This is a genomic window from Burkholderia sp. BCC1977, from assembly GCF_905339595.1.
Taxonomy (GTDB): Bacteria; Pseudomonadota; Gammaproteobacteria; order Burkholderiales; family Burkholderiaceae; genus Burkholderia.
Genome location: NZ_CAJPGQ010000020.1, coordinates 16,013 through 39,049, shown reverse-complemented (window position 1 = coordinate 39,049; position 23,037 = coordinate 16,013). Strand labels below are relative to the sequence as shown.

The 23,037-nt window shown below is 65.9% G+C and carries 19 protein-coding genes; 17 read left to right on the top strand and 2 right to left on the bottom strand.

All coding sequences use genetic code 11. The features are described 5' to 3' along the window. The first annotated feature begins 32 nt into the window (after positions 1–32). The 14 genes from U5771_RS17985 to U5771_RS17920 all read left to right on the top strand — a co-directional run bounded on the left by U5771_RS17985 (position 33) and on the right by U5771_RS17920 (position 12,977). A complete protein-coding gene (locus tag U5771_RS17985; protein WP_044845234.1) occupies positions 33–812 on the top strand; it encodes a ParA family protein in 780 nt (259 codons plus the stop codon). A gap of 31 nt (positions 813–843) precedes the next feature. Further along, positions 844–1,737 carry a ParB/RepB/Spo0J family partition protein gene (locus U5771_RS17980; protein ID WP_047901106.1) on the top strand — a complete coding sequence of 298 codons (894 nt, stop codon included), beginning with the start codon at positions 844–846 and terminating at the stop codon, positions 1,735–1,737. A 61-nt stretch (positions 1,738–1,798) separates the two neighbouring features. Then, complete coding sequence (locus U5771_RS17975; RefSeq protein WP_322025287.1) at positions 1,799–2,881, top strand: SLC13 family permease; 1,083 nt, start codon at positions 1,799–1,801, stop codon at positions 2,879–2,881. A gap of 121 nt (positions 2,882–3,002) precedes the next feature. Beyond that, on the top strand, positions 3,003–3,338 hold the full coding sequence (locus U5771_RS17970; protein WP_322025220.1) for a hypothetical protein: 336 nt from the start codon (positions 3,003–3,005) through the stop codon (positions 3,336–3,338). A 114-nt stretch (positions 3,339–3,452) separates the two neighbouring features. Then, entirely contained in the window at positions 3,453–3,974 is a 522-nt protein-coding gene (locus U5771_RS17965) for an ATP synthase subunit I (RefSeq protein WP_322025219.1), read from the top strand. A 110-nt stretch (positions 3,975–4,084) separates the two neighbouring features. Continuing rightward, positions 4,085–4,936 carry a F0F1 ATP synthase subunit A gene (atpB, locus tag U5771_RS17960; protein WP_034183834.1) on the top strand — a complete coding sequence of 284 codons (852 nt, stop codon included), beginning with the start codon at positions 4,085–4,087 and terminating at the stop codon, positions 4,934–4,936. 75 nt (positions 4,937–5,011) lie between these two features. Continuing rightward, positions 5,012–5,284 (top strand): F0F1 ATP synthase subunit C, encoded by a 273-nt coding sequence (atpE, locus tag U5771_RS17955; protein WP_021160442.1) that lies wholly within the window; start codon positions 5,012–5,014, stop codon positions 5,282–5,284. Between the two features lie 129 nt (positions 5,285–5,413). Beyond that, positions 5,414–5,884 carry a F0F1 ATP synthase subunit B gene (locus U5771_RS17950; protein WP_006477283.1) on the top strand — a complete coding sequence of 157 codons (471 nt, stop codon included), beginning with the start codon at positions 5,414–5,416 and terminating at the stop codon, positions 5,882–5,884. A 2-nt stretch (positions 5,885–5,886) separates the two neighbouring features. Continuing rightward, positions 5,887–6,426, top strand: a complete 540-nt coding sequence (locus U5771_RS17945; RefSeq protein WP_014895498.1) for a F0F1 ATP synthase subunit delta — start codon at positions 5,887–5,889, stop codon at positions 6,424–6,426. A gap of 44 nt (positions 6,427–6,470) precedes the next feature. After that, positions 6,471–8,012 (top strand): F0F1 ATP synthase subunit alpha, encoded by a 1,542-nt coding sequence (gene atpA, locus U5771_RS17940; RefSeq protein ID WP_006756467.1) that lies wholly within the window; start codon positions 6,471–6,473, stop codon positions 8,010–8,012. A 69-nt stretch (positions 8,013–8,081) separates the two neighbouring features. Beyond that, positions 8,082–8,957: a F0F1 ATP synthase subunit gamma gene (atpG, locus tag U5771_RS17935; protein ID WP_059602072.1), complete on the top strand. Its 876-nt coding sequence runs from the start codon at positions 8,082–8,084 to the stop codon at positions 8,955–8,957. A gap of 66 nt (positions 8,958–9,023) precedes the next feature. Then, positions 9,024–10,418: a F0F1 ATP synthase subunit beta gene (gene atpD / locus U5771_RS17930; protein WP_034188169.1), complete on the top strand. Its 1,395-nt coding sequence runs from the start codon at positions 9,024–9,026 to the stop codon at positions 10,416–10,418. 149 nt (positions 10,419–10,567) lie between these two features. Further along, positions 10,568–10,993, top strand: coding sequence for a F0F1 ATP synthase subunit epsilon (locus U5771_RS17925; protein ID WP_006477288.1), 426 nt, complete (start codon positions 10,568–10,570; stop codon positions 10,991–10,993). 256 nt (positions 10,994–11,249) lie between these two features. Continuing rightward, on the top strand, positions 11,250–12,977 hold the full coding sequence (locus U5771_RS17920) for an AMP-binding protein (RefSeq protein WP_322025218.1): 1,728 nt from the start codon (positions 11,250–11,252) through the stop codon (positions 12,975–12,977). Positions 12,978–13,269: 292 nt separating this feature from the next. On the opposite strand, the gene U5771_RS17915 is transcribed toward U5771_RS17920, so the two are convergent. After that, positions 13,270–13,425 carry a hypothetical protein gene (locus tag U5771_RS17915; protein WP_322025217.1) on the bottom strand — a complete coding sequence of 52 codons (156 nt, stop codon included), beginning with the start codon at positions 13,423–13,425 and terminating at the stop codon, positions 13,270–13,272. Between the two features lie 287 nt (positions 13,426–13,712). Further along, positions 13,713–14,525, bottom strand: coding sequence for a transporter substrate-binding domain-containing protein (locus U5771_RS17910; RefSeq protein ID WP_322025216.1), 813 nt, complete (start codon positions 14,523–14,525; stop codon positions 13,713–13,715). 149 nt (positions 14,526–14,674) lie between these two features. Here U5771_RS17910 and hemE point away from each other — a divergent pair, with 149 nt between their 5' ends. The 3 genes from hemE (at position 14,675) to putA (ending at position 22,980) form a co-directional block, all read left to right on the top strand. Continuing rightward, positions 14,675–15,769 (top strand): uroporphyrinogen decarboxylase, encoded by a 1,095-nt coding sequence (hemE, locus tag U5771_RS17905; RefSeq protein WP_311766328.1) that lies wholly within the window; start codon positions 14,675–14,677, stop codon positions 15,767–15,769. A gap of 448 nt (positions 15,770–16,217) precedes the next feature. Beyond that, positions 16,218–18,479 carry a primosomal protein N' gene (locus tag U5771_RS17900; RefSeq protein WP_322025215.1) on the top strand — a complete coding sequence of 754 codons (2,262 nt, stop codon included), beginning with the start codon at positions 16,218–16,220 and terminating at the stop codon, positions 18,477–18,479. Between the two features lie 568 nt (positions 18,480–19,047). After that, positions 19,048–22,980: a trifunctional transcriptional regulator/proline dehydrogenase/L-glutamate gamma-semialdehyde dehydrogenase gene (gene putA / locus U5771_RS17895; RefSeq protein WP_322025214.1), complete on the top strand. Its 3,933-nt coding sequence runs from the start codon at positions 19,048–19,050 to the stop codon at positions 22,978–22,980. Positions 22,981–23,037: the final 57 nt, after the last annotated feature.

Here is a 23,037-nt window from a genome sequence, read left to right as displayed (position 1 = left end):
GTTTGTTTGAAGGTAAAGGGAACACACCAACGATGGCAAAGATCTTCTGCGTTGCGAACCAGAAGGGGGGCGTCGGCAAGACGACGACATCGGTCAATCTCGCCGCAAGCCTTGCAGCGCAGGAGCAACGCGTCCTGCTGATCGATCTCGACCCGCAGGGCAACGCGACGATGGGCAGCGGGATCGACAAGGCCGCCTGCGAGTCGACCGTGTACGAAGTGCTGGTCGACGGTGTATCGGTGACGGACGCGCGTGTGCGTCCGGAAGGCGTCACGTACGACGTGCTGCCGGCCAACCGCGAACTGTCCGGTGCCGAGATCGAGCTGATCAGCATCGACAACCGCGAGCGCCGGTTGAAGGCGGCGCTCGAGCACGTGGCCGACGACTACGACTTCGTGCTGATCGATTGCCCGCCGACGCTGTCGCTGCTGACGCTGAACGGGCTGTGCGCGGCACATGGCGTCGTGATCCCGATGCAGTGCGAGTACTTCGCGCTGGAAGGGCTGTCGGATCTCGTCAATACGATCAAGCAGGTGCACGCGAACATGAACCGTGACCTGAAGATCATCGGCTTGCTGCGCGTGATGTTCGATCCGCGCATCACGCTGCAGCAGCAAGTCTCCGATCAACTGAAAGCGCACTTCGGCGACAAGGTGTTCGACGCGGTGATTCCGCGCAACGTGCGCCTGGCGGAAGCGCCGAGTTACGGGTTGCCGGGCGTCGTGTTCGACCGCAACTCGCGCGGTGCGCAGGCGTATCTCCAGTTCGGTGCCGAGATGATCGATCGCGTGCGCGCGTTCGAGGTGTCGTGATCCGGACATGAGCGAAGCGAGGAAGAAAGACATGAACGCGGTACCAAAGAAGAAGGGCTTGGGACGTGGCCTCGAAGCGCTGCTCGGCGGCAGTGCGGACATCACCGAAGCGGTGAAGATCGAAGGGGCGCCGAACACGCTCGCGCTCGGCAAGCTGCAGGCCGGCAAGTACCAGCCGCGGACGCGGATGGACGAAGGCAGCCTGCAGGAGCTGGCGGCCAGCATTCGCGCACAGGGCGTGATGCAGCCGATCCTGGTACGCCCCATTTCGTCTGATAAATACGAGATCATCGCCGGCGAGCGCCGTTTCCGCGCGGCACGCCTGGCGGGCCTCGACGAAGTGCCGGTGCTCGTGAAGGACGTGTCCGATCAGGCCGCTGCGGCGATGGCGCTGATCGAGAACATCCAGCGCGAGGATCTGAATCCGCTGGAAGAGGCGCACGGTATCCAGCGTCTGCTCGACGAGTTCGGTTTCACGCACGAACAGGCAGCTGAATCGGTCGGCCGTTCGCGCAGCGCGGTGTCGAACCTGCTGCGCCTGCTGAACCTTGCCTCGCCGGTGCAGACGATGCTGCTGGCCGGCGATCTCGACATGGGCCACGCGCGTGCGCTGCTCGCGGTCGACGCGGCGACGCAGATCACGCTCGCGCACCAGGTCGTCAACAAGCGCATGTCGGTGCGCGAGACCGAGAAGCTGGTCGCGCACACGACGAAGGAAGCGCCGGCGGTGAAGGCGCGCGCCAAGGATGACGGCGGTCGCGACACGCGCCGTCTCGAGGAAGAGTTGTCCGACCTGCTCGCGTCGACGGTGAAGATCAAGCTCGGCCGCCGCGGGCGAGGGCAGGTGATGATCGACTTCGGCAACCTCGACGCGCTCGAGGGCATTCTCGTGCGTCTGCGCGGCAACGTCGCGACCGAAGAGTAACGCGGTGCGATTGACGGAGAACACGGGCGCGGCCGCGCCGCGCCGATGGCTCGGATGGCTGATGCAGGAGCCGGTGCTTGCGGTGCTGGCGCTTGCCCTGATTATTCTTCAATGGTTGCGTCCGCAACCAATTGCCGCATTGGTCGGTCTCGTCGACTGGCAGACCGTCGCGACGCTCGCGGGTCTGCTGATGCTGACCAAGGCGCTCGAGCTGTCCGGGTGCCTGATGTGGCTCGCGCATCGCATCGTGCATCACGTGCATTCCGAGCGCGGGCTCGCGATACTGCTCGTCGTGTTCGCGGCGGTGCTCGCGATGTGGCTCACCAACGATGTCGCGCTGTTCGTCGTCGTGCCGCTGATGGTGTCGCTGCGCGCGCTGACGCCGCTGCCGTTCCGGCGGCTCGTGATCGCCGTCGCGCTGGCCGTCAATGCCGGGTCCGTCGCGACCCCGCTCGGCAATCCCCAGAACCTGTTCCTGTGGCAATTGAGCGGCGTGTCGTTCGGGCGCTTCGTCGTCACGCTCGGGCCGCTCGCGCTGGCGCTGATGGCGCTGCTGCTCGTGGTGACGGCGTGCGGGTTTCGCGCGAAACCGCTCGATCTGTCGGGCGACGTCGAGGCGGTGCCCGTGCAGCGCATGCACGCGCTGCTCGCGGCGGTGCTGTTCGGTGCGTTCGTGTTGCTCGCCGATGCGCACCATCCGGTGCCGGGCCTGATCGCCGTCGTGATCGCGCTGCTGGTCGCAAAACGTGATGCAGTCCTGAAGATCGACTGGCTGCTGCTGCTGATCTTCGTGCTGATGTTCGTCGTGCTGCGCAGCGCGGCCGCGCTGCCCGTCGTCCACGACGCGATCGCGCGAACTCACCTCGATTCGCCGTTGCGCGTGTTCGCGGCCGGCGCGGTGCTGTCACAGGGCATCAGCAACGTACCGGCGGCGATCCTGCTGTCGGAATTCACACACGACTGGCGGGCGCTCGCGTTCGGCGTATCGGTCGGCGGTTTCGGTTTCGCGATCGGCTCGCTCGCGAACCTGATCGCGGTGCGTCTCGCGAAGGAGCCGCGCATGTGGCTGCCGTTTCACCTCGTGTCGATTCCGTTCGCGCTCGTGAGCGCGGCATTGGGTGCGTGGTTGCTCGTGCACGGCTGAGCTGCGCGGCCGCGTGCGGTGCAGGCGTGCTGCAAGCTTGATGGGGTGGGGCACAGCGTTCGCAGCTGGTGAGAAGCCGAAGCTGTTGATAAGTACAGCGATCCACAGTCGATCGACTGTGGTGGCGCAACAACTGATTGCCGACATCAGCGCGGCGCGTTCAAGCGTATTTCGCGCGTCGCGCTCGATGCGGTGGTCACAGGTTTTCCTCTCTTCCGCATCGCCGCGCCGAGTCATTTCCGGTGGCTGCGTCACAGCAGATTTCCTGCTGCGATCGCGTCGCGCCGGTGGCGCCCGCGCCAGGCGTCGATGTTGCGTCATTGCCTCGTTGCCGGACTTTTTCGGGCAAGAAATACCGGTGCAAAAAAGCGACCTTACAACTGTCATCGTACGTCGTCGATTCGCGCGTTTTTCACATGATGAGGCGTCGTTTTACGCAGGTTTTTGTCGCGTCTAAAGCCTTGAATCACTTGCAACTATCGCTTACAATCGCCCGGATTTGTTAGCTAGGCACCCCTGAAAGCTTTCAGAAAGCTTGGGGCCGGGTTCAGAGATTTTGCGGAAGATTGCGATGGCGGGTCAGGCGCCGAACGACAGGCACGATGATCACCGAGCGCAACGCCCCGCTTCAGCGGCCGGCGAGCGGCGCGAGTCCGATGACTGGGATGCCGAGCAGCAAGATGACAACATCGTTCCGCTCACGCGGACGGAAGCCGAGAGGTTGTTCGGTCCGAACGTGAGCAAGCCGCCGCGCGTGACCCCCTACAAGGTGGTGATCGCGCAGGTGGTCTTGTCCCTGGTTGCAACGCTGGCGTGGTGGCTGTTTTCAAAGTCGCCGGGCGCCGCTGCGCAATCCGCGTTTCTGGGCGGGGCGATCGGCTGGGTGCCAAGCGCGTTGTTCGTGGCACGACTGAAGGCAGGTGGCTCGGCCACCGTGATGAGCTGGGTGATGGGCGAAGCCCTGAAGCTCGGCGTGACGGTCGGGATGTTCGCCGCAGTGGCGTACGGCTATGCCGGCGTGCACTGGCCAGCGCTCCTCGTCACCTACCTCGTCGTGCTGAAGACGTACTGGATCGCGCTGGCCTGGCGGTAAGCAACAAGCAGCGTGCGGTTTCGACAACGAACCGCACCGGCCCGTTCCCGCAATAACGTATTGCGGAACGGGGCAAAACGATTTTCGACAATTTGGGTGGCATTAACGATATGGCAGCTAGCGAAGGCACGCGCGGTCCGGATCCGTCCGAGTACATTGCGCACCACTTGCAGAATTTCTCCACCTCGCATCAGACGTCGATTTTCGACATCCACGTCTGGAACCTCGACACGCTGTTCTGGTCGATCGTGTGCGGCATCGTGACGATCCTCCTGCTGCGTCTGGCCGCCCGCAAGGCGACCTCGGGCGTGCCGGGTCGTTTCCAGTGCGCGATCGAGATGCTCGTCGAAATGGTCGAAGACCAGTCGAAGGCCATCGTCCACGGCAACCGCACCTTCATCGCTCCGCTCGCCCTCACGGTGTTCGTGTGGGTCGCGCTGATGAACTCCCTCGACTTCCTCCCGGTCGACCTGCCGGGCCGCGTGATCGGCCTGCTCGGTCTGTCGGACGTGATTTCCCACCATCGCATCGTCCCGACGGCCGACCTGAACGGCACGCTCGGCATCGCGCTCGGCGTGTTCGTCCTGATGATCTACTACAGCATCAAGATCAAGGGCGCGGGCGGCTTTGTGCATGAGCTGCTGTCGGCCCCGTTCGGCGCCCACCCGCTGCTGTGGATCCCTAACCTCGCGCTCAACATCGTCGAATATCTCGCGAAGACCGTCTCCCTCGGCATGCGGCTGTTCGGCAACATGTACGCGGGTGAGCTGTTGTTCCTGTTGATCGCCCTGCTCGGCAGCATGTGGAGCTTCGGTGGCGACGCAACGTTCCTCGGCTTCGTTGGTCACGTGATCGCGGGTAGCGTCTGGGCAATCTTCCACATCCTGATTGTTCTGTTGCAGGCATTCATTTTCATGATGCTGACGCTGGTGTATCTCGGCCAGGCGCACGACACGCACTAAGCGCGGCGTGCAAAAAAGAGTTTCCGTTTTAGTTTTTTAAATCTCAGTTCCAAGTCTTTTCACAAAGGAGTGATCATGCAAGCTTACATCGCCAACATCCAGGGTCTGACCGCCATCGGTATCGGCATCATCATCGGCCTGGGTGCAATCGGCGCCTGTATCGGTATCGCGCTGATGGGTGGCAAGTACATCGAAGCCTGCGCACGTCAGCCGGAACTCATCAACCCGCTGCAAACGAAGATGTTCCTGCTGGCCGGCCTGATCGACGCTGCATTCCTGATCGGCGTTGGTGTCGCAATGCTGTTCGCGTTCGCGAACCCGCTCCTGTCGAAGCTCGTCGCAGGCTAAGGTTCCTCGGAAATATGCGTCCGGCGTGAGCCGGCGCAGGGCGGAACGGAGACTTGGGGCGCTGATCGAATGCAACTCGATGAGCGCCTTACCGTTTCATTTTTCCGGAATAGCAGATAAGGAAACACCGTGAATCTCAACGCAACTCTGTTTGCGCAAATGGTCGTGTTCCTGGTCCTCGCGTGGTTCACGATGAAATTCGTGTGGCCGCCGTTGATCAACGCCCTCGACGAACGTTCGAAGAAGATCGCCGACGGCCTCGCCGCCGCGGAGAAGGGCAAGGCGGAACTCGACGCAGCGCACAAGCGCGTGGACCAGGAACTCGCGCAGGCCCGCAACGACGGCCAGCAGCGCATCGCCGACGCTGAAAAGCGTGCCCAGGCGGTCGCCGAGGAAATCAAGGCCAACGCCCAGGCTGAAGCCGCCCGCATCGTCGCCCAGGCGAAAGCGGAAGCAGAACAGCAAATCGTGAAGGCGCGCGAAGCGCTGCGTGGCGAAGTCGCCGCGCTGGCCGTGAAGGGCGCCGAGCAGATCCTGAAGCGCGAAGTCGATCAAACGGCCCACGCCCAACTGCTGAATCAACTGAAAGCCGAGCTCTGATCATGGCCGAACTTGCAACCATCGCCCGCCCTTACGCAGAAGCGCTGTTCCGCGTGGCCGAGGGAGGTGACATCGCCGCCTGGTCCACGCTCGTGCAAGAGCTGGCCCAGGTTGCGCGTCTGCCGGAAGTCCTGTCGGTCGCGTCGAGCCCGAAGGTGACGCGCACGCAAGTGGCCGAGCTGCTGCTTGCTGCGGTGAAGTCGCCGGTCGCGGCCGGCGCCGAAGCGAAGAACTTCGTGCAGATGCTGGTCGACAATCATCGCATCGCGCTGCTGCCGGAAATCGCCGAGCAGTTCGAGGCGCTCAAGAACGAACGTGAAGGTGCAGCCGACGCCGAGATCGTGAGCGCGTTCCCGCTGAACGGCGCGGATCTCGAAAGCCTCGTCTCTGGCCTCGAACGCAAGTTCAAGCGCAAGCTGAAGCCGACGGTCGAAGTCGATTCGTCGCTGATCGGCGGCGTGCGCGTGACGGTCGGCGACGAAGTGCTCGACACCTCGGTTCGCGCGCGCCTCGCATCGATGCAGGCTGCCTTGACCGCCTGAGCGCCACGCCGGCACGCAACAGAATTGACTATCAGGAGCGAATAATGCAACTCAATCCCTCTGAGATCAGCGAGCTGATCAAGAGCCGGATCCAGGGCCTTGAAGCGAGCGCAGACGTTCGCAACCAGGGCACCGTGATCTCCGTGACCGACGGTATCGTGCGCATCCACGGCCTGTCGGACGTGATGCAGGGCGAAATGCTCGAGTTTCCGGGCAACACGTTCGGTCTCGCGCTGAACCTCGAGCGCGACTCGGTCGGCGCGGTGATTCTCGGCGAATACGAACACATCTCGGAAGGCGACATCGTCAAGACGACGGGCCGCATTCTGGAAGTCCCGGTTGGTCCGGAACTCGTCGGCCGCGTGGTCGATGCGCTCGGCAACCCGATCGATGGCAAGGGCCCGGTCAACGCAAAGCTGACCGACGCGATCGAAAAGATCGCCCCGGGCGTGATCTGGCGTAAGTCGGTGTCGCAGCCGGTGCAGACGGGCATCAAGTCGATCGACGCGATGGTGCCGATCGGCCGTGGCCAGCGTGAGCTGATCATCGGCGACCGTCAGTGCGGCAAGACCGCGGTGGCGCTCGACGCGATCATCAACCAGAAGGGCAAGGACCTGATCTGTATCTACGTCGCGATCGGCCAGAAGGCTTCGTCGATCATGAACGTGGTTCGCAAGCTCGAAGAAACGGGCGCGATGGAATACACGATCGTCGTCGCCGCTTCGGCATCGGATTCGGCTGCCATGCAGTACCTGGCACCGTACGCCGGCTGCACGATGGGCGAATACTTCCGCGATCGCGGCCAAGACGCGCTGATCATCTATGACGACTTGACCAAGCAAGCCTGGGCATACCGTCAGATCTCGCTGCTGCTGCGCCGCCCGCCGGGCCGTGAAGCGTACCCGGGCGACGTGTTCTATCTGCACTCGCGTCTGCTCGAGCGTGCTGCTCGCGTGTCGGAAGAGTACGTCGAGAAGTTCACGAACGGCGAAGTGAAGGGCAAGAGCGGCTCGCTGACGGCACTGCCGGTCATCGAAACGCAGGCTGGCGACGTGACCGCGTTCGTTCCGACGAACGTGATCTCGATTACCGACGGCCAGATCTTCCTGGAAACCGACCTGTTCAACGCAGGCATCCGCCCGGCAATCAACGCCGGCGTGTCGGTGTCGCGAGTCGGTGGCGCCGCTCAGACGAAGGTCGTGAAGAAGCTGTCGGGCGGTATCCGTACCGACCTCGCGCAGTACCGTGAACTGGCCGCATTCGCGCAGTTCGCATCGGACCTCGACGAAGCGACCCGCAAGCAGCTCGAGCGCGGCCGCCGCGTGACGGAACTGCTGAAGCAGCCGCAGTACCAGCCGCTGCAGGTGTGGGAACTGGCCGTGTCGCTGTACGCCGCGAACAACGGTTACCTCGACGATCTCGACGTCAAGCAAGTGCTGTCGTTCGAGAAGGGCCTGCGCGACAACCTGAAGACCAGCCACGCTGACCTCATCAAGCGCATCGAAGACACCAAGGATCTCTCGAAGGACGACGAAGGCGCACTGCGCGCGGCGATCGAATCCTTCAAGAAGTCCGGTGCCTATTGATCCGCGAGTGACACACTGAGGCCGCGCGGGTGCTGATGCGCCCGCGCCGCTTCGGTCAAGGAGCAAGCTATGGCTGGAATGAAGGAAATTCGCGGCAAGATCAAGAGCGTGCAGAACACGCGCAAGATCACGAAGGCGATGGAGATGGTGGCCGCATCGAAGATGCGCCGCGCGCAGGAACGCATGCGCGCCGCTCGTCCGTATGCGGACAAGGTCCGTGCCATCGCCGCGCACATGAGCCGCGCGAACCCGGAGTACCGCCACCCGTTCATGGTGGCGAACGACGGCGCGAACACGGCCGGCATCATTCTCGTCACGACGGACAAGGGTCTGTGCGGCGGTTTGAACACCAACGTGCTGCGTGCGACGGTTCAGAAGTTCAAGGAGCTGGAAGAGAAGGGCCAGAAGGTCGAAGCCACCGCGATCGGTAGCAAGGGCCTCGGGTTCCTGAACCGCTTCGGCGCGAAGGTGATGTCGCAGGTCGTGCACCTCGGCGACACCCCGCATCTGGACAAGCTGATCGGCGCCGTGAAGACGCAGCTCGATCTGTACTCGGAAGGCAAGCTGTCGGCGGTTTATATCGCTTACACGCGCTTCGTCAACACGATGAAGCAGGAAGCCGTGATCGAGCAGCTGCTGCCGCTGTCGTCGGAACACTTCGAAGCCGATGACGGTACGCCGGCCACGTCGTGGGACTACATCTACGAGCCGGACGCGCAGGCAGTCGTCGACGAACTGCTCGTGCGTTACGTCGAGGCGCTGGTGTACCAGGCCGTCGCGGAGAACATGGCGTCCGAGCAATCGGCGCGGATGGTCGCGATGAAGGCCGCGTCCGACAACGCGAAGACGGTGATCAGCGAACTGCAGCTCGTGTACAACAAGAGCCGCCAGGCCGCGATTACGAAAGAACTGTCGGAGATCGTCGGCGGCGCAGCCGCTGTTTAAGCGCGCGCCCGGGACGACAACTGCGCCTTTGCGCGAGTAAAGAATCAGGTATTTAAAGGAAAAGCGATGAGTACTGCTGCTTTGGTAGAAGGCAAGATCGTACAGTGCATCGGCGCCGTTATCGACGTGGAATTCCCGCGCGACAGCATGCCGAAGATCTACGACGCGCTCATTCTCGATGGCTCGGAACTGACGCTCGAAGTCCAGCAGCAGCTGGGCGACGGCGTGGTCCGTACCATTTGTCTGGGTGCATCCGACGGCCTGCGCCGCGGCCTGACCGTGAAGAACACGGCAAAGCCGATTTCGGTGCCGGTCGGCAAGCCGACCCTCGGTCGTATCATGGACGTGCTCGGCCGTCCGATCGACGAAGCCGGTCCGATCGAAAGCGAACACACGCGTTCGATCCACCAGAAGGCTCCGGCGTTCGACGAACTGTCGCCGTCGACCGAACTGCTCGAAACGGGTATCAAGGTCATCGACCTGATCTGCCCGTTCGCGAAGGGCGGCAAGGTTGGCCTGTTCGGCGGTGCTGGCGTGGGCAAGACCGTCAACATGATGGAGCTCATCAACAACATCGCGAAGGAACACGGCGGTTACTCCGTGTTCGCGGGCGTGGGCGAGCGTACCCGTGAAGGGAACGACTTCTACCACGAAATGAAGGACTCGAACGTTCTCGACAAGGTCGCGCTGGTGTACGGCCAGATGAACGAGCCGCCGGGCAACCGTCTGCGCGTCGCGCTGACCGGCCTGACGATGGCCGAGCACTTCCGTGACGAAGGCCTCGACGTGCTGTTCTTCGTCGACAACATCTACCGTTTCACGCTGGCCGGTACCGAAGTGTCGGCACTGCTCGGCCGTATGCCGTCGGCAGTGGGCTATCAGCCGACGCTGGCTGAAGAAATGGGCAAGCTGCAAGAGCGCATCACGTCGACCAAGAAGGGCTCGATTACGTCGGTTCAGGCCGTGTACGTCCCTGCGGACGACTTGACCGACCCGTCGCCGGCGACCACCTTCGGCCACCTGGACGCAACCGTCGTTCTGTCGCGTGACATCGCTTCGCTGGGTATCTACCCGGCGGTCGACCCGCTCGACTCGACGTCGCGCCAGATCGACCCGAACGTGATCGGTGAAGAGCACTACTCGATCACCCGTCGCGTTCAGCAGACGCTGCAGCGCTACAAGGAACTGCGCGACATCATCGCGATTCTGGGCATGGACGAACTGTCGCCGGAAGACAAGCTGTCGGTCGCACGTGCACGTAAGATCCAGCGTTTCCTGTCGCAGCCGTTCCACGTCGCTGAAGTGTTCACGGGCTCGCCGGGCAAGTACGTGCCGCTGAAGGAAACGATCCGTGGCTTCAAGATGATCGTCGACGGCGAGTGCGACCACCTGCCGGAGCAGGCGTTCTACATGGTCGGCACGATCGACGAAGCCTTCGAAAAGGCCAAGAAGATCCAGTAAGGGTCATGGGATCGGAGCAAGCGCCGAAGTGCTTGCTCCCGTCGACCGCCGCAGGGCAGGAGTCAGCGCCGAAACGCTGGCGCTCGCCAACCGCGGCATGGGGCGGGAGCACGTGCTGAAGCGCTGACTCCCGCCGACAGGAGTTCGATATGGCAACCATCAAAGTAGACGTCGTCAGCGCGGAAGAGCAGATCTTCTCGGGCGAGGCGAAATTCGTCGCGCTGCCGGGCGAAACGGGTGAGCTGGGCATTCTGCCGGGTCACACGCCGCTGATCACGCGGATTCGTCCGGGTGCGGTGCGCATCGAAGTCGAGGGCGGCAACGACGAATTCGTGTTCGTCGCAGGCGGCATTCTCGAAGTGCAGCCGGGCGCCGTGACGGTGCTCGCCGATACCGCGATCCGCGGCAAGGACCTCGACGCGGCGAAAGCCGAGGAAGCGCGCAAGCGTGCCGAGGAAACGCTGCAGAACGCGAAGTCGGACCTCGACCTCGCAAAGGCGCAATCCGAGCTCGCGACCGCGATGGCGCAGCTCGAAGCGATCCAGCGTCTGGCGAAGATCCGCAGCCGGCACTGAGCCGCGCGCGCGTATCCCGCGAAAGAAAGCAGCCTTCGGGCTGCTTTTTTTTCGCCCGTCGTTCTCGTCTGCTTTTTGCGGGCCGGATCGTATCGTCCGGTCGTGCTATTTCATCCGCCCGCCGCGGTTTGATGTCAGAGTGTCGTCAGCGGAGCACGGCATCATCCGCGGAGAGGCTGTCCGCCGCCATCGCGGCGGAGCAGGCGCGCGTCAGCCGCGTGCCGGGCCGATCAGACAAAAACGGACGGAGACATCGATGGCAGCAGACCTTGGCAAGGGGGCGCTGATCGCGCCCGAAAACGGACTGTCGTACGTGCGCGGCGCGACCGACGTGCCGCTATCCGAAGCGACGATCAGCCGGTTCCTGCTCGACACGGCCGGCCGGTTCCCCGATCGTCCGGCCGTCGTGTTCCGCGAACAGCAGGTGCGCTGGACCTGGCGCGAATTCGCCCACGAGGTCGACGTGCTCGCGGCCGGCCTCGCCGCGCTCGGGATCGCGACGGGCGATTGCGTCGGCATCTGGTCGCCGAACCGCAGCGAATGGCTGCTCACGCAGTTCGCGACCGCGCGCATCGGTGCGGTCCTCGTCAACATCAACCCGGCCTACCGGCTCGCCGAACTCGAATACGCGCTGAACAAGGTCGGCTGCAAGGCCGTGATCGCGGCCGAGCGCTTCAAGACGTCGGCGTACGTCGAGATGCTGCAGACCATCGCGCCGGAACTCGCGAGCGCGACGCCGGGCGACCTGCATGCGGCGCGCGTGCCGAGCCTGCGCACGGTCGTGTCGATGGGCGAGGTCGCGCCGGCCGGCATGTTCCGCTTCGCGGACGTGATGGCGTGCGGCCGCGACACGCTCGAGGTCGCGCGGCTCGATGCGATCGGCGCGACGCTCGCGGCCACCGACCCGATCAACATCCAGTTCACGAGCGGCACGACCGGCAGCCCGAAGGGCGCGACGCTGACGCACCGCAACGTCGTCAACAACGCGCGCTCGATCGCGATGGCGATGCGCTTCACCGAACAGGATTCGCTGTGCATCCCGGTGCCGCTGTATCACTGCTTCGGGATGGTGCTGGCCGTGCTCGCCTGCGTGTCGAAGGGCGCGGCGATGGTGTTCCCCGGCGAGGCGTTCGATCCGGTCGCGACGCTCGCGGCCGTCGCGGAAGAACGCTGCACCGCGCTGCATGGCGTGCCGACGATGTTCATCGCGGAGCTCGATCATCCGCAGTTCGCGACGTTCGACCTGTCGACGCTGCGCACCGGGATCATGGCCGGCTCGCCGTGCCCGATCGAGACGATGAAGCGCGTCGTGTCGCAAATGCACCTGTCCGAGATCACGATCGCGTACGGGATGACGGAGACGAGCCCCGTGTCGTTCCAGAGCTCGACCGACGATCCGCTCGAGAAGCGCACGACGACGGTCGGCCGTATCCAGCCGCACCTGGAGGTGAAGATCGTCGATCCGAGCGGCGACGTCGTGCCGGTCGGCGCGACCGGCGAGCTGTGCACGAAGGGCTATTCGGTGATGCTCGGCTACTGGGATGACGACGCGAAGACGCGCGAGGTGCTGGTCGACGGCTGGATGCATACGGGCGACCTCGCGACGCTCGACGCGGACGGCTACTGCAACATCGTCGGCCGGCTGAAGGACATGGTGATCCGGGGCGGCGAGAACGTGTATCCGCGCGAGATCGAGGAATTCCTGTTCAGGCATCCGAAGATTCAGAGCGCGCAGGTGTTCGGCGTGCCCGATGCGAAGTACGGCGAGGAGCTGTGCGCGTGGATCGTGCTGCGCACGGACGAGCAGATGACCGAGGACGACGTGCGCGCGTTCTGCAGCGGCCAGATCGCGCACTACAAGATTCCGCGCTACATCCGCTTCGTCGACGAGCTGCCGATGACGGTGACGGGCAAGGTGCAGAAGTTCGTGATGCGCGACCGGATGATCGAGGAACTGAAGCTGGACGTGCAGAAGACCGCTTGAGAGGGCCGGGCGGCGCGGCGGCGGGAAACGCCGCGGCCTGCGGGCCGTTGCGTTTTCGATGGACGAAAAAAAGCGGGCTTATTAGCCCGCTAAAAACCACACGCTACGGGGTTAGCGCGAGGAGACCAAAGATGAAACCGGATCCGGCGGGGGGCCGGAAACGACTCCAACAGGGATGCCCCTCGGAAGGGCTTCGGTACGTGACCGACTGGCTCGCAGCGCTTCGCGTCCGCTCACACTTGGCACACGAGACCGCATCCGTGTTGAAACCGTTGAGGCCATTGTGGGCGAATTACTCACCCCTCGCGGTAACAAAGTGTTTCAGGTTGTAACGCCCGCCAGATAAGGCTTCCCGGGATTTTTTGCTGTTTTCGGGGTCCTGAAAAAGGTCATATTTACTTATCTTTTCCGCAGAGTTTTCAGCGAGTGCGCGCAATGCGTTTTTCATGCGTATAGGCACCGATGAATTGCCGAATTACACGCCGGAATGTGCATCGCGCGGCAGATACCGCATATGACGAATCATTCGTCGGAAAGATTTTGAAACGTGATCGGCGCGCGCGGTAGTCGGCCATTCGGCCGGTTTTCTCGGTTTCACGTCTGTAGTCCACTGCGCCGATGTGTAACGGCGGTGCGCCGGACGGCTGCCGGAACCCGCTGCCTGCTTCGCATTTGCCGGCTGCGACAGCGGGGGCCGTGCCCGTTAGCGGCCGCCGTTGCCGCCCGCGATCGCGCTCACTTCAGCCACTTGTCGGCGATCGCCTGGTATTCGCCGGTCGACAGCGCGAGGTGCAGCCACTGGTCGACGTACTGCTGGAACGCGACGTCGCCGCGCGGCACCATGTAGGCCTTTTCGCCGAACTGGAACGGCTTGTCCGGATGCACCGAGCACAGGCCCGGATTCAGCTTTTGCTGCAGCAGCGTCTCGGATGCATCCGTCACCATGACGTCCGCCTTGCCCGCGAGGATCTGCTTGAAGATCGTCACGTTGTCGGGATAGACGGTCAGGTTCGCATGCGTGAAGAACTGCTTCGCGAAGCGCTCGTTGGTGCCGCCCGGGTTCACGATCACGCGGGTCTCGGGCCGGTCGATCTGCGCGACGGTCTGGTACTTGTCGGCGTCCGCGCAGCGCACGATCGGCGTCTTGCCGTCGACCACGTACGGCTGCGTGAAGAACACGCGCTTCTGGCGCTCGAGCGTCGTCGACACGCCGCCTACCGCGATATCGCACTTCGCTACGAAGTCGCTGGTGAGATTCGACCAGCTGGTCTTCACGAAGTCGGCCTTCACGCCGAGCGATTTCGCGAGCGATTCGGCCATGTCGATGTCGATCCCCTCGAAGCGGCTGTCGCTCCGGTAGTACGAATACGGCTTGTAGTCGCCCGTCGTGCATACGCGCAGCGTGCCGCGTGCGAGCACGTCGTCGAGCCGCGAGCCGGCCGCGGCGGCGGCGGCCGGGGCCGCGGTCGCCGGCGCGCCCTGCGCGTGCGCGGCAGCGCAGCAAAGCATGGCGGCAGTGAGCGTGGCCAGCGTGGCGAATGTCTTCATCGGTCTCCTCCTTGGTTCGGTTCGATATCAGCGTCCGATCATAACGGAGCCATCACGCGCGTCATATGGCCGCCATCGCATCGACAGACGCAGCCCTGCGGCCCCGCTCCGGTAAAATGCCGCTTTGCCTTCGCATCGTCGCTCCTACCGTGGCCCATACCCTGCTCAACGACACCTTCCTGCGTGCGCTTCTGCGCGAGCCGACCGACTACACGCCGATCTGGCTGATGCGCCAGGCCGGCCGCTACCTGCCCGAGTACAACGCGACGCGTGCGCGCGCCGGCAGCTTCCTCGGCCTCGCGAAGAATCCCGACTACGCGACCGAAGTGACGCTGCAGCCGCTCGAGCGCTTCCCGCTCGACGCCGCGATCCTGTTCTCGGACATCCTGACGATTCCCGACGCGATGGGCCTCGGCCTCGACTTCCAGGTCGGCGAAGGGCCGAAGTTCGCGCATCCGGTGCGCACCGAGGCCGACGTCGCGAAGCTCGCGGTGCCGGACATCGAGGAGACGCTCGGCTACGTGACGGGCGCCGTGCGCGAGATCCGCCGTGCGCTCACCGACGGCCAGGGCCGCCAGCGCGTGCCGCTGATCGGCTTCTCGGGCAGCCCGTGGACGCTCGCGTGCTACATGGTCGAAGGCGGCGGGTCGGACGATTTCCGCACGGTGAAGTCGATGGCGTATTCGCGCCCCGACCTGATGCACCGGATCCTCGACGTGAACGCGCAGGCCGTGGCCGCGTACCTGAACGCGCAGATCGAAGCCGGCGCGCAGGCCGTGATGATCTTCGATACGTGGGGCGGCGCGCTGGCGGACGGCGCGTACCAGCGCTTCTCGCTGGACTACATCCGCCGCGTGGTGGCGCAGCTCAAGCGCGAGCACGACGGCGAGCGCGTGCCGGTGATCACGTTCACGAAGGGCGGCGGGCTGTGGCTCGAGGAAATCGCGGCGACCGGCGTCGATGCGGTCGGGCTCGACTGGACGGTCAACCTGGGCGCCGCACGCGAACGCGTCGCGGGGCGCGTCGCGCTGCAGGGCAACCTCGACCCGACGATCCTGTTTGCGCCGCCGGCAGCGGTGCGCGAGCAGGCGCGCGCGGTACTCGACAGCTATGGCAATCATCCGGGCCACGTATTCAACCTCGGCCACGGCATCTCGCAGTTCACGTCGCCCGACCATGTCGCCGAACTCGTCGACGAAGTGCACACCCACAGCCGCAAGATCCGTAGCGGAGCGGCGGGCTGAGCGCAAGCGCTGTCATGCTGCACTGCGGGGTGACGGCGTTTCGCTGTCGGCGCTAAACAGGGCGCAACCCCGCCCCGGTTGCCGATTCATGGCTTGTCAAGACTTGACTTATGCACATTTTCCACGTTGCAGCGCGGTAGAGCCCTGTATCGGTCGAATTGTCTCGCTATGGTTAGGTAATTTGAATAGCAGCCTTATGGAATAAGGCTCCGCGGGGCGCGGCACACGGCGGCCGAAAACGGCGGAAAGCACGGCCCCGCGTGCTTTGCGGCGATTGAACGGCGAGTTCTCAACAAAGTTATCCACAGGCTGGTCAGGGTATACGGCGATTCCTAATGCGAATCCAAAACTTAGCGCCGAATCTGAAGTTTTACTTTAAGTTCGCCACCGTGATGCGGACTCGGAAGCAAATCGTCCGTGCGCTGCGCGCTGCCGCCGGAGCGCGGTGATGGACGGCACCTATCTGCGGGTCGCCCTCGACCATCCGCTCGCCACCCTGTTCGACTACCGCTGCGACGTCCGGCCCGCGCCCGAGCCCGGCACCCTGGTGCAGGTGCCGTTCGGCAAGCGGCAGGTCGTCGGCCTCGTCTGCGAAGTGACGACTCACACCGACGTGCCGCCGTCCCGATTGCGGGCGGTCGACGCGATCTGTACCGAATTGCCGCCGCTTGCGCCGGACTGGCTCGCGCTCGTGTCGTTCGCGGCCGACTACTATCAGCGCGGTCGCGGCGAAGTTGCGCTGCCGGCGCTGCCGCAGGCGCTGCGCGACGCGGAGCGCTGGGGGCGGCTGCTGGCCCCCGAGGTGCGCTACCGGCTGACCGACGCCGGCCGCGCGGCGCTTCCCGACGCACTGCCCGCGCGCGGGGCCGCGCTGCGCCGGCTCGCACAGGCGCTCGCCGACACCGATTCGCTGACGTTGCCCGATGCGCGCGCGTTGCATCCCAAGGCCGCCGCCACGCTCGACGACTGGGCGGCGCGCGGCTGGGTCGCCATCGAGGCAATCGGCTGGGCCGATGCGCCTGTGCCCAAAGCTGTGGATAACCTGTCGACAACCAGTGGACGAGCTGTGCCGCCGGCGCTCACCGACCAGCAGGCCGAGGCGCTCGACGCGATCCGCGCGGCGCAGGGCTTCGCGCCGTTCCTGCTGCATGGCGTGACCGGGAGCGGCAAGACCGAGGTTTATCTGCATGCGCTCGCCGCGCTGCTCGATGCGCGGCCCGATGCGCAGGCGCTCGTGCTCGTGCCCGAAATCAACCTGACGCCGCAGTTCGAGGCCGCGTTTCGCGCGCGCTTCGCGGGCACGCTCGCCGACGACGCGATCGTCACGCTGCACAGCGGGCTCGCCGAGGGCGAGCGGGCGCGCAACTGGCTCGCCGCGCACACGGGCCGCGCGCGGATCGTGCTCGGCACGCGGCTCGCGGTGCTCGCATCGCTGCCGACGCTCGCGCTGATCGTCGTCGACGAAGAGCACGAGCCCGCGTACAAGCAGCAGGAAGGGCTGCGCTATTCGGCGCGCGATCTCGCGGTGTGGCGCGCGAAGCATCTCGGCATTCCGGTCGTGCTCGGTTCGGCGACGCCGTCGCTCGAGACCTGGTGGCAGGCCGAGCAGGGCCGTTACACGCGGCTCACGCTGTCGCGCCGCGCGGTGGCCGACGCGACGCTGCCGACCGTGCGGCTGATCGATCTCGAAGAGGAGCGGCGGCGCGGGCGCGCGTCGATGGGCGGGCTGTCGGGGCCGCTCGTCGCGGCGCTGAAGGCGCGGCTCGAGCGCGGCGAACAGAGCCTCGTGTTCCTGAACCGGCGCGGCTACGCACCGCAGCTCGCGTGCGACGCGTGCGGCTGGGTCGCCGGTTGCCCGCGCTGCAGCGCCTATGTCGTGCTGCACAAGCCCGAGCATGCGCTGCGCTGCCATCACTGCGGCTGGGAAGCGCGCATTCCGCGGTCGTGCCCGGAATGCGGGAACGTCGATATCGCGCCGCTCGGGCGCGGCACGCAGCGCATCGAGGAGGCGCTTGCCGAGGCCGTGCCGGGCGCCCGGATACTGCGGATCGACGCGGACAGCACACGGCGCAAGGGCAGTGCGCAGGCGCTGTTCTCCGACGTGCACGCCGGCGAAGTCGACATCCTGGTCGGCACGCAGATGATCGCGAAGGGGCACGACTTCCAGCGCGTGTCGCTCGTCGGCGTGCTCAATGCCGATACCGCGCTGTTCTCGCACGACTTCCGCGCGAGCGAGCGGCTGTTCGCGCAGCTGATGCAGGTGAGCGGCCGCGCGGGGCGCGCCGGGCTGCCGGGCGAGGTGCTCGTGCAGACGCGGTATCCGCGTCACGCGCTGTATCACGCGCTCGGCCGGCAGGATTACGTCGGCTTCGCGAACTCGACGCTCGGCGAGCGCCGCGACGCGCACCTGCCGCCGTTCGTCTATCAGGCGCTGCTGCGCGCCGAAGGGCGCACGCTCGATGCGGCGCTCGCGTTCCTGCTGCAGGCCGCGGCCGCGTTGCCGGGGCTGCCGGGCGCCGATCGCGTGACGGTGTACGACGCGGTGCCGATGACGATCGTGAAGGTCGCGAACGTCCACCGCGCGCAGTTGCTGCTCGAAAGCGCGTCGCGGGCCGCACTGCAGCATGCGCTGCGCGCATGGCAGCCGGAACTGCGGGCGCTGAAGGGCGTGCTGCGGTGGAGCGTCGAGGTCGATCCGCTCGATATCTGAGCGGTGCGGCGACAGTCGTCGTGTCGCGCGCCGCTTCTAGGCACCGAGCCTGCCGCCGCCGAGCCGCCGAGCCGCCGAGCCAGCCGAGCCAGCCGAGCCAGCCGAGCCAGCCGAGCCAGCCGAGCCAGCCGAGCCAGCCGAGCCAGCCGAGCCAGCCGAGCCGAGCCGAGCCGAGCCGAGCCGAGCCCACCGAGCCCACCGAGCCCACCGAGCCCACCGAGCCCACCGCCGCCGCCGCCGAGCCGACCCGCGCGCGATCCCATTGCCGGCCCCGTTCCACACCCGCCTGCGGTACCCGCCGGTCCGCCCAGTGCAACCCGCTTTTCCCTTCCGCCGTGCACACCGCAGGTTGCCCACGCGCCCCAACTCGCCCTCGATCAGGGAAAACACCGATCCACCGACCACGGGCAACCCCTAGGTTGCAACCTTCTAAGTGGCTGATTATATTGACTAACTTGAGGGTGCAACCAATCTCTTAATTCGGTTGCACCTTTTTATTGCGTGCCGTAGGATTTCGCGCATCCTCTCACACCACATTGCCGGGCTCGCACCGGCGCACGAACCCACCATGGCAAGCACGACTCTCGGCGTCAAAGTCGACGACCTTCTCCGCTCGCGCCTGAAAGACGCGGCGGCGCGTCTCGAGCGCACTCCCCACTGGCTGATCAAGCAGGCGATCTTCGCGTATCTCGAGCGGATCGAGCACGGCCAGCTGCCGCCTGAACTGTCGGGCAGCAGCGGCGTGACAGAGCTCGCCGACGGCCAGGCGACGGACGGCGACGACGACAACTCGCCGCATCCGTTCCTCGAATTCGCGCAGAACGTGCAGCCGCAGTCGGTGCTGCGCGCGGCGATCACGGCCGCGTATCGCCGTCCCGAGCCGGAATGCGTGCCGTTCCTGCTGGGCCAGGCGCGCCTGCCGGCGAACCTGCAGGCCGACGTGCAGACGCTCGCGACGGCGCTCGTCGAGGCGCTGCGCGAGAAGAGCTCGGGCGGCGGCGTCGAAGGGCTGATCCACGAGTTCTCGCTGTCGAGCCAGGAAGGCGTCGCGCTGATGTGCCTCGCCGAAGCGCTGCTGCGCATTCCCGATCGCGCGACGCGCGACGCGCTGATTCGCGACAAGATCAGCAAGGGCGACTGGCGTTCGCACGTCGGCCACGCGCCGTCGCTGTTCGTGAACGCGGCGACCTGGGGGCTGATGATCACCGGCAAGCTGGTGACGACCAACAGCGAAGCGGGCCTGTCGTCGGCGCTCACGCGCCTGATCGGCCGCGGCGGCGAGCCGCTGATCCGCAAGGGCGTCGACATGGCGATGCGCCTGATGGGCGAGCAGTTCGTCACCGGCGAGACGATTTCCGAGGCGCTCGCGAACAGCCGCAAATACGAAGCGCGCGGCTTCCGCTACTCGTACGACATGCTCGGCGAAGCGGCGACGACCGAAGAGGACGCGCTGCGCTACTACGCATCGTACGAGCAGGCGATCCACGCGATCGGCAAGGCGGCCGGCGGCCGCGGCATCTACGAAGGCCCGGGCATCTCGATCAAGCTGTCGGCGCTGCACGCGCGCTACTCGCGCTCGCAGCAGGACCGCACGATGAGCGAGCTGCTGCCGCGCGTGCGCGCGCTGGCGCTGCTCGCGCGCCGCTACGACATCGGCCTGAACATCGACGCGGAAGAAGCGGACCGTCTCGAGCTGTCGCTCGACCTGCTCGAGGCGCTGTGCTTCGATCCGGAACTCGCGGGCTGGAACGGCATCGGCTTCGTCGTGCAGGGCTACCAGAAGCGCTGCCCGTTCGTGATCGACTACCTGATCGACCTCGCGCGCCGCAGCCGTCACCGCCTGATGATCCGCCTGGTCAAGGGCGCGTACTGGGACTCCGAAATCAAGCGCGCGCAGGTCGACGGCCTCGAAGGCTATCCGGTCTACACGCGCAAGATCTACACGGACGTGTCGTACCTCGCGTGCGCGAAGAAGCTGCTCGCGGCGCCCGACGCCGTCTATCCGCAGTTCGCGACGCACAACGCGTACACGCTGGCCGCGATCTATCACCTGGCCGGCCAGAACTACTACCCGGGCCAGTACGAATTCCAGTGCCTGCACGGGATGGGCGAGCCGCTGTACGAGGAAGTCACGGGCCGCGACAAGCTGAACCGTCCGTGCCGCGTGTACGCGCCGGTCGGCACGCATGAAACGCTGCTCGCCTACCTCGTGCGCCGCCTGCTGGAGAACGGCGCGAACACGTCGTTCGTGAACCGCATCGCCGACAAGACGGTGTCGGTGAAGGAACTGGTCGCCGATCCGGTCGACGAGGCGTCGAAGGTCGTGCCGCTCGGCGCGCCGCACACGAAGATTCCGCTGCCGCGCCACCTGTACGGCGACGAGCGTCCCAACTCGATGGGCCTCGACCTGTCGAACGAACACCGGCTCGCGTCGCTGTCGTCCGCGCTGCTCGCGAGCGCGCACCATCCATGGCGCGCGGCGCCGCTGCTCGCCGACGACGCGCTCGCCGACGCCCCGGCGCGCGACGTGCGCAACCCGGCCGACCAGCGCGACGTGGTCGGCACGGTCAGCGAAGCGACGGCCGAGCACGTGAGCGCGGCGCTCGCGCACGCGGTGGCTGCCGCGCCGATCTGGCAGGCGACGCCGGTCGATGCGCGCGCCGACTGCCTGGTGCGCGCGGCCGACCTGCTCGAAGCGCAGATGCACACGCTGATGGGCCTGATCGTGCGCGAAGCCGGCAAGTCGCTGCCGAACGCGATCGCCGAAATCCGCGAAGCCGTCGACTTCCTGCGCTACTACGCGGCGCAGATCCGCGACGAATTCTCGAACGACACGCACCGTCCGCTCGGCCCCGTGGTCTGCATCAGCCCGTGGAACTTCCCGCTCGCGATCTTCATGGGCCAGGTGGCCGCCGCGCTCGCGGCCGGCAACACGGTGCTCGCGAAGCCGGCCGAACAGACGCCGCTGATCGCGGCGCAAGCCGTGCGCCTGCTGCGCGAGGCCGGCGTGCCGGCCGGCGCGGTGCAGCTGCTGCCGGGCACCGGCGAGACCGTCGGCGCGGCGCTGGTCGCCGATCCGCGCACGCGCGCGGTAATGTTCACCGGCTCGACCGAAGTCGCGCGCCTGATCAACAAGACGCTGTCCGCGCGTCTCGACCCGGACGGCAAGCCGATTCCGCTGATCGCGGAAACGGGTGGCCAGAACGCGATGATCGTCGACTCGTCGGCGCTCGCGGAGCAGGTCGTCGCGGACGTGATGCAGTCGTCGTTCGACTCGGCCGGTCAACGGTGTTCGGCGCTGCGCGTTCTGTGTCTGCAGGACGACGTCGCGGACCGCACGCTGACGATGCTGAAGGGCGCGATGCACGAGCTGGCGCTCGGCAATCCGGACCGGCTGTCGACCGACGTCGGCCCGGTGATCGACGGCGAAGCGAAGCAGACGATCGACACGCACGTCGCGACGATGAAGGACAAGGGCCATGCGGTCACGCAACTGCCGTCGCCGGAAGCCTGCGCGCACGGCACGTTCGTGCCGCCGACGCTGATCGAGATCGGCAGCATCGACGAGCTGAAGCGTGAAGTGTTCGGCCCGGTGCTGCACGTGGTGCGCTACCGCCGCAGCCAGCTCGACAAGCTGCTCGAGCAGATCCGCGCGACGGGTTACGGCCTGACGCTCGGCATCCACACGCGGATCGACGAGACGATCGCGCATGTGATCTCGAACGCGCACGTCGGCAACATCTACGTGAACCGCAACGTGATCGGCGCGGTAGTCGGCGTGCAGCCGTTCGGCGGCGAAGGGCTGTCGGGCACGGGCCCGAAGGCCGGCGGCGCGCTGTACCTGCAGCGCCTGCTCGCGACGCGTCCGTCGGGCCTGCCGCGTTCGCTCGCGCAGACGCTGATCGCGGACGGCGCGGTCGATGGCGAACAGCGCGGCAACCCGGCGACGGCGCTCATCGCACTGCGTGACTGGCTGATCGAGCAGCGCGAGCCGGCACTGGCCGCACGCTGCGACGGCTATCTGGCGCAGGTGCCGGCCGGCGCGACCGCGGTGCTGAGCGGGCCGACGGGCGAGCGAAACACGTATACACTCGGCCCGCGCGGCACGGTGCTGTGCGTCGCGGCGACGCCGGGCGGCGCGCGTGCGCAGTTCGCGGCGGTGCTGGCGACGGGCAACCGCGCGCTGTTCGCCGGTGCGGCGGGCGAGGCGCTGGTGGCTGCGCTGCCGGCTGCGCTGAAGGCGCATGCGGCCGTGCGCAAGCAGGCCGACGCGCCGTTCGACGCGGTGCTGTTCGAAGGCGACAGCGACGAACTGCAGACGCTCGTGAAGGACGTCGCGCAGCGGCCGGGCCCGATCGTGTCGGTGCAGGGCGTGTCGGCGGGCGCGTTCGGGAACGGCGATGCGGAAGACTACGCGCTCGAGCGCCTGCTGACCGAGCGCTCGGTGAGCGTGAACACGGCCGCGGCGGGCGGCAATGCGAATTTGATGACGATCGGCTGACCATCCTTGCCGTTCGGATCAAACAAAGGAAGCGGCAAGGCGATCCCGAAGCCGCTC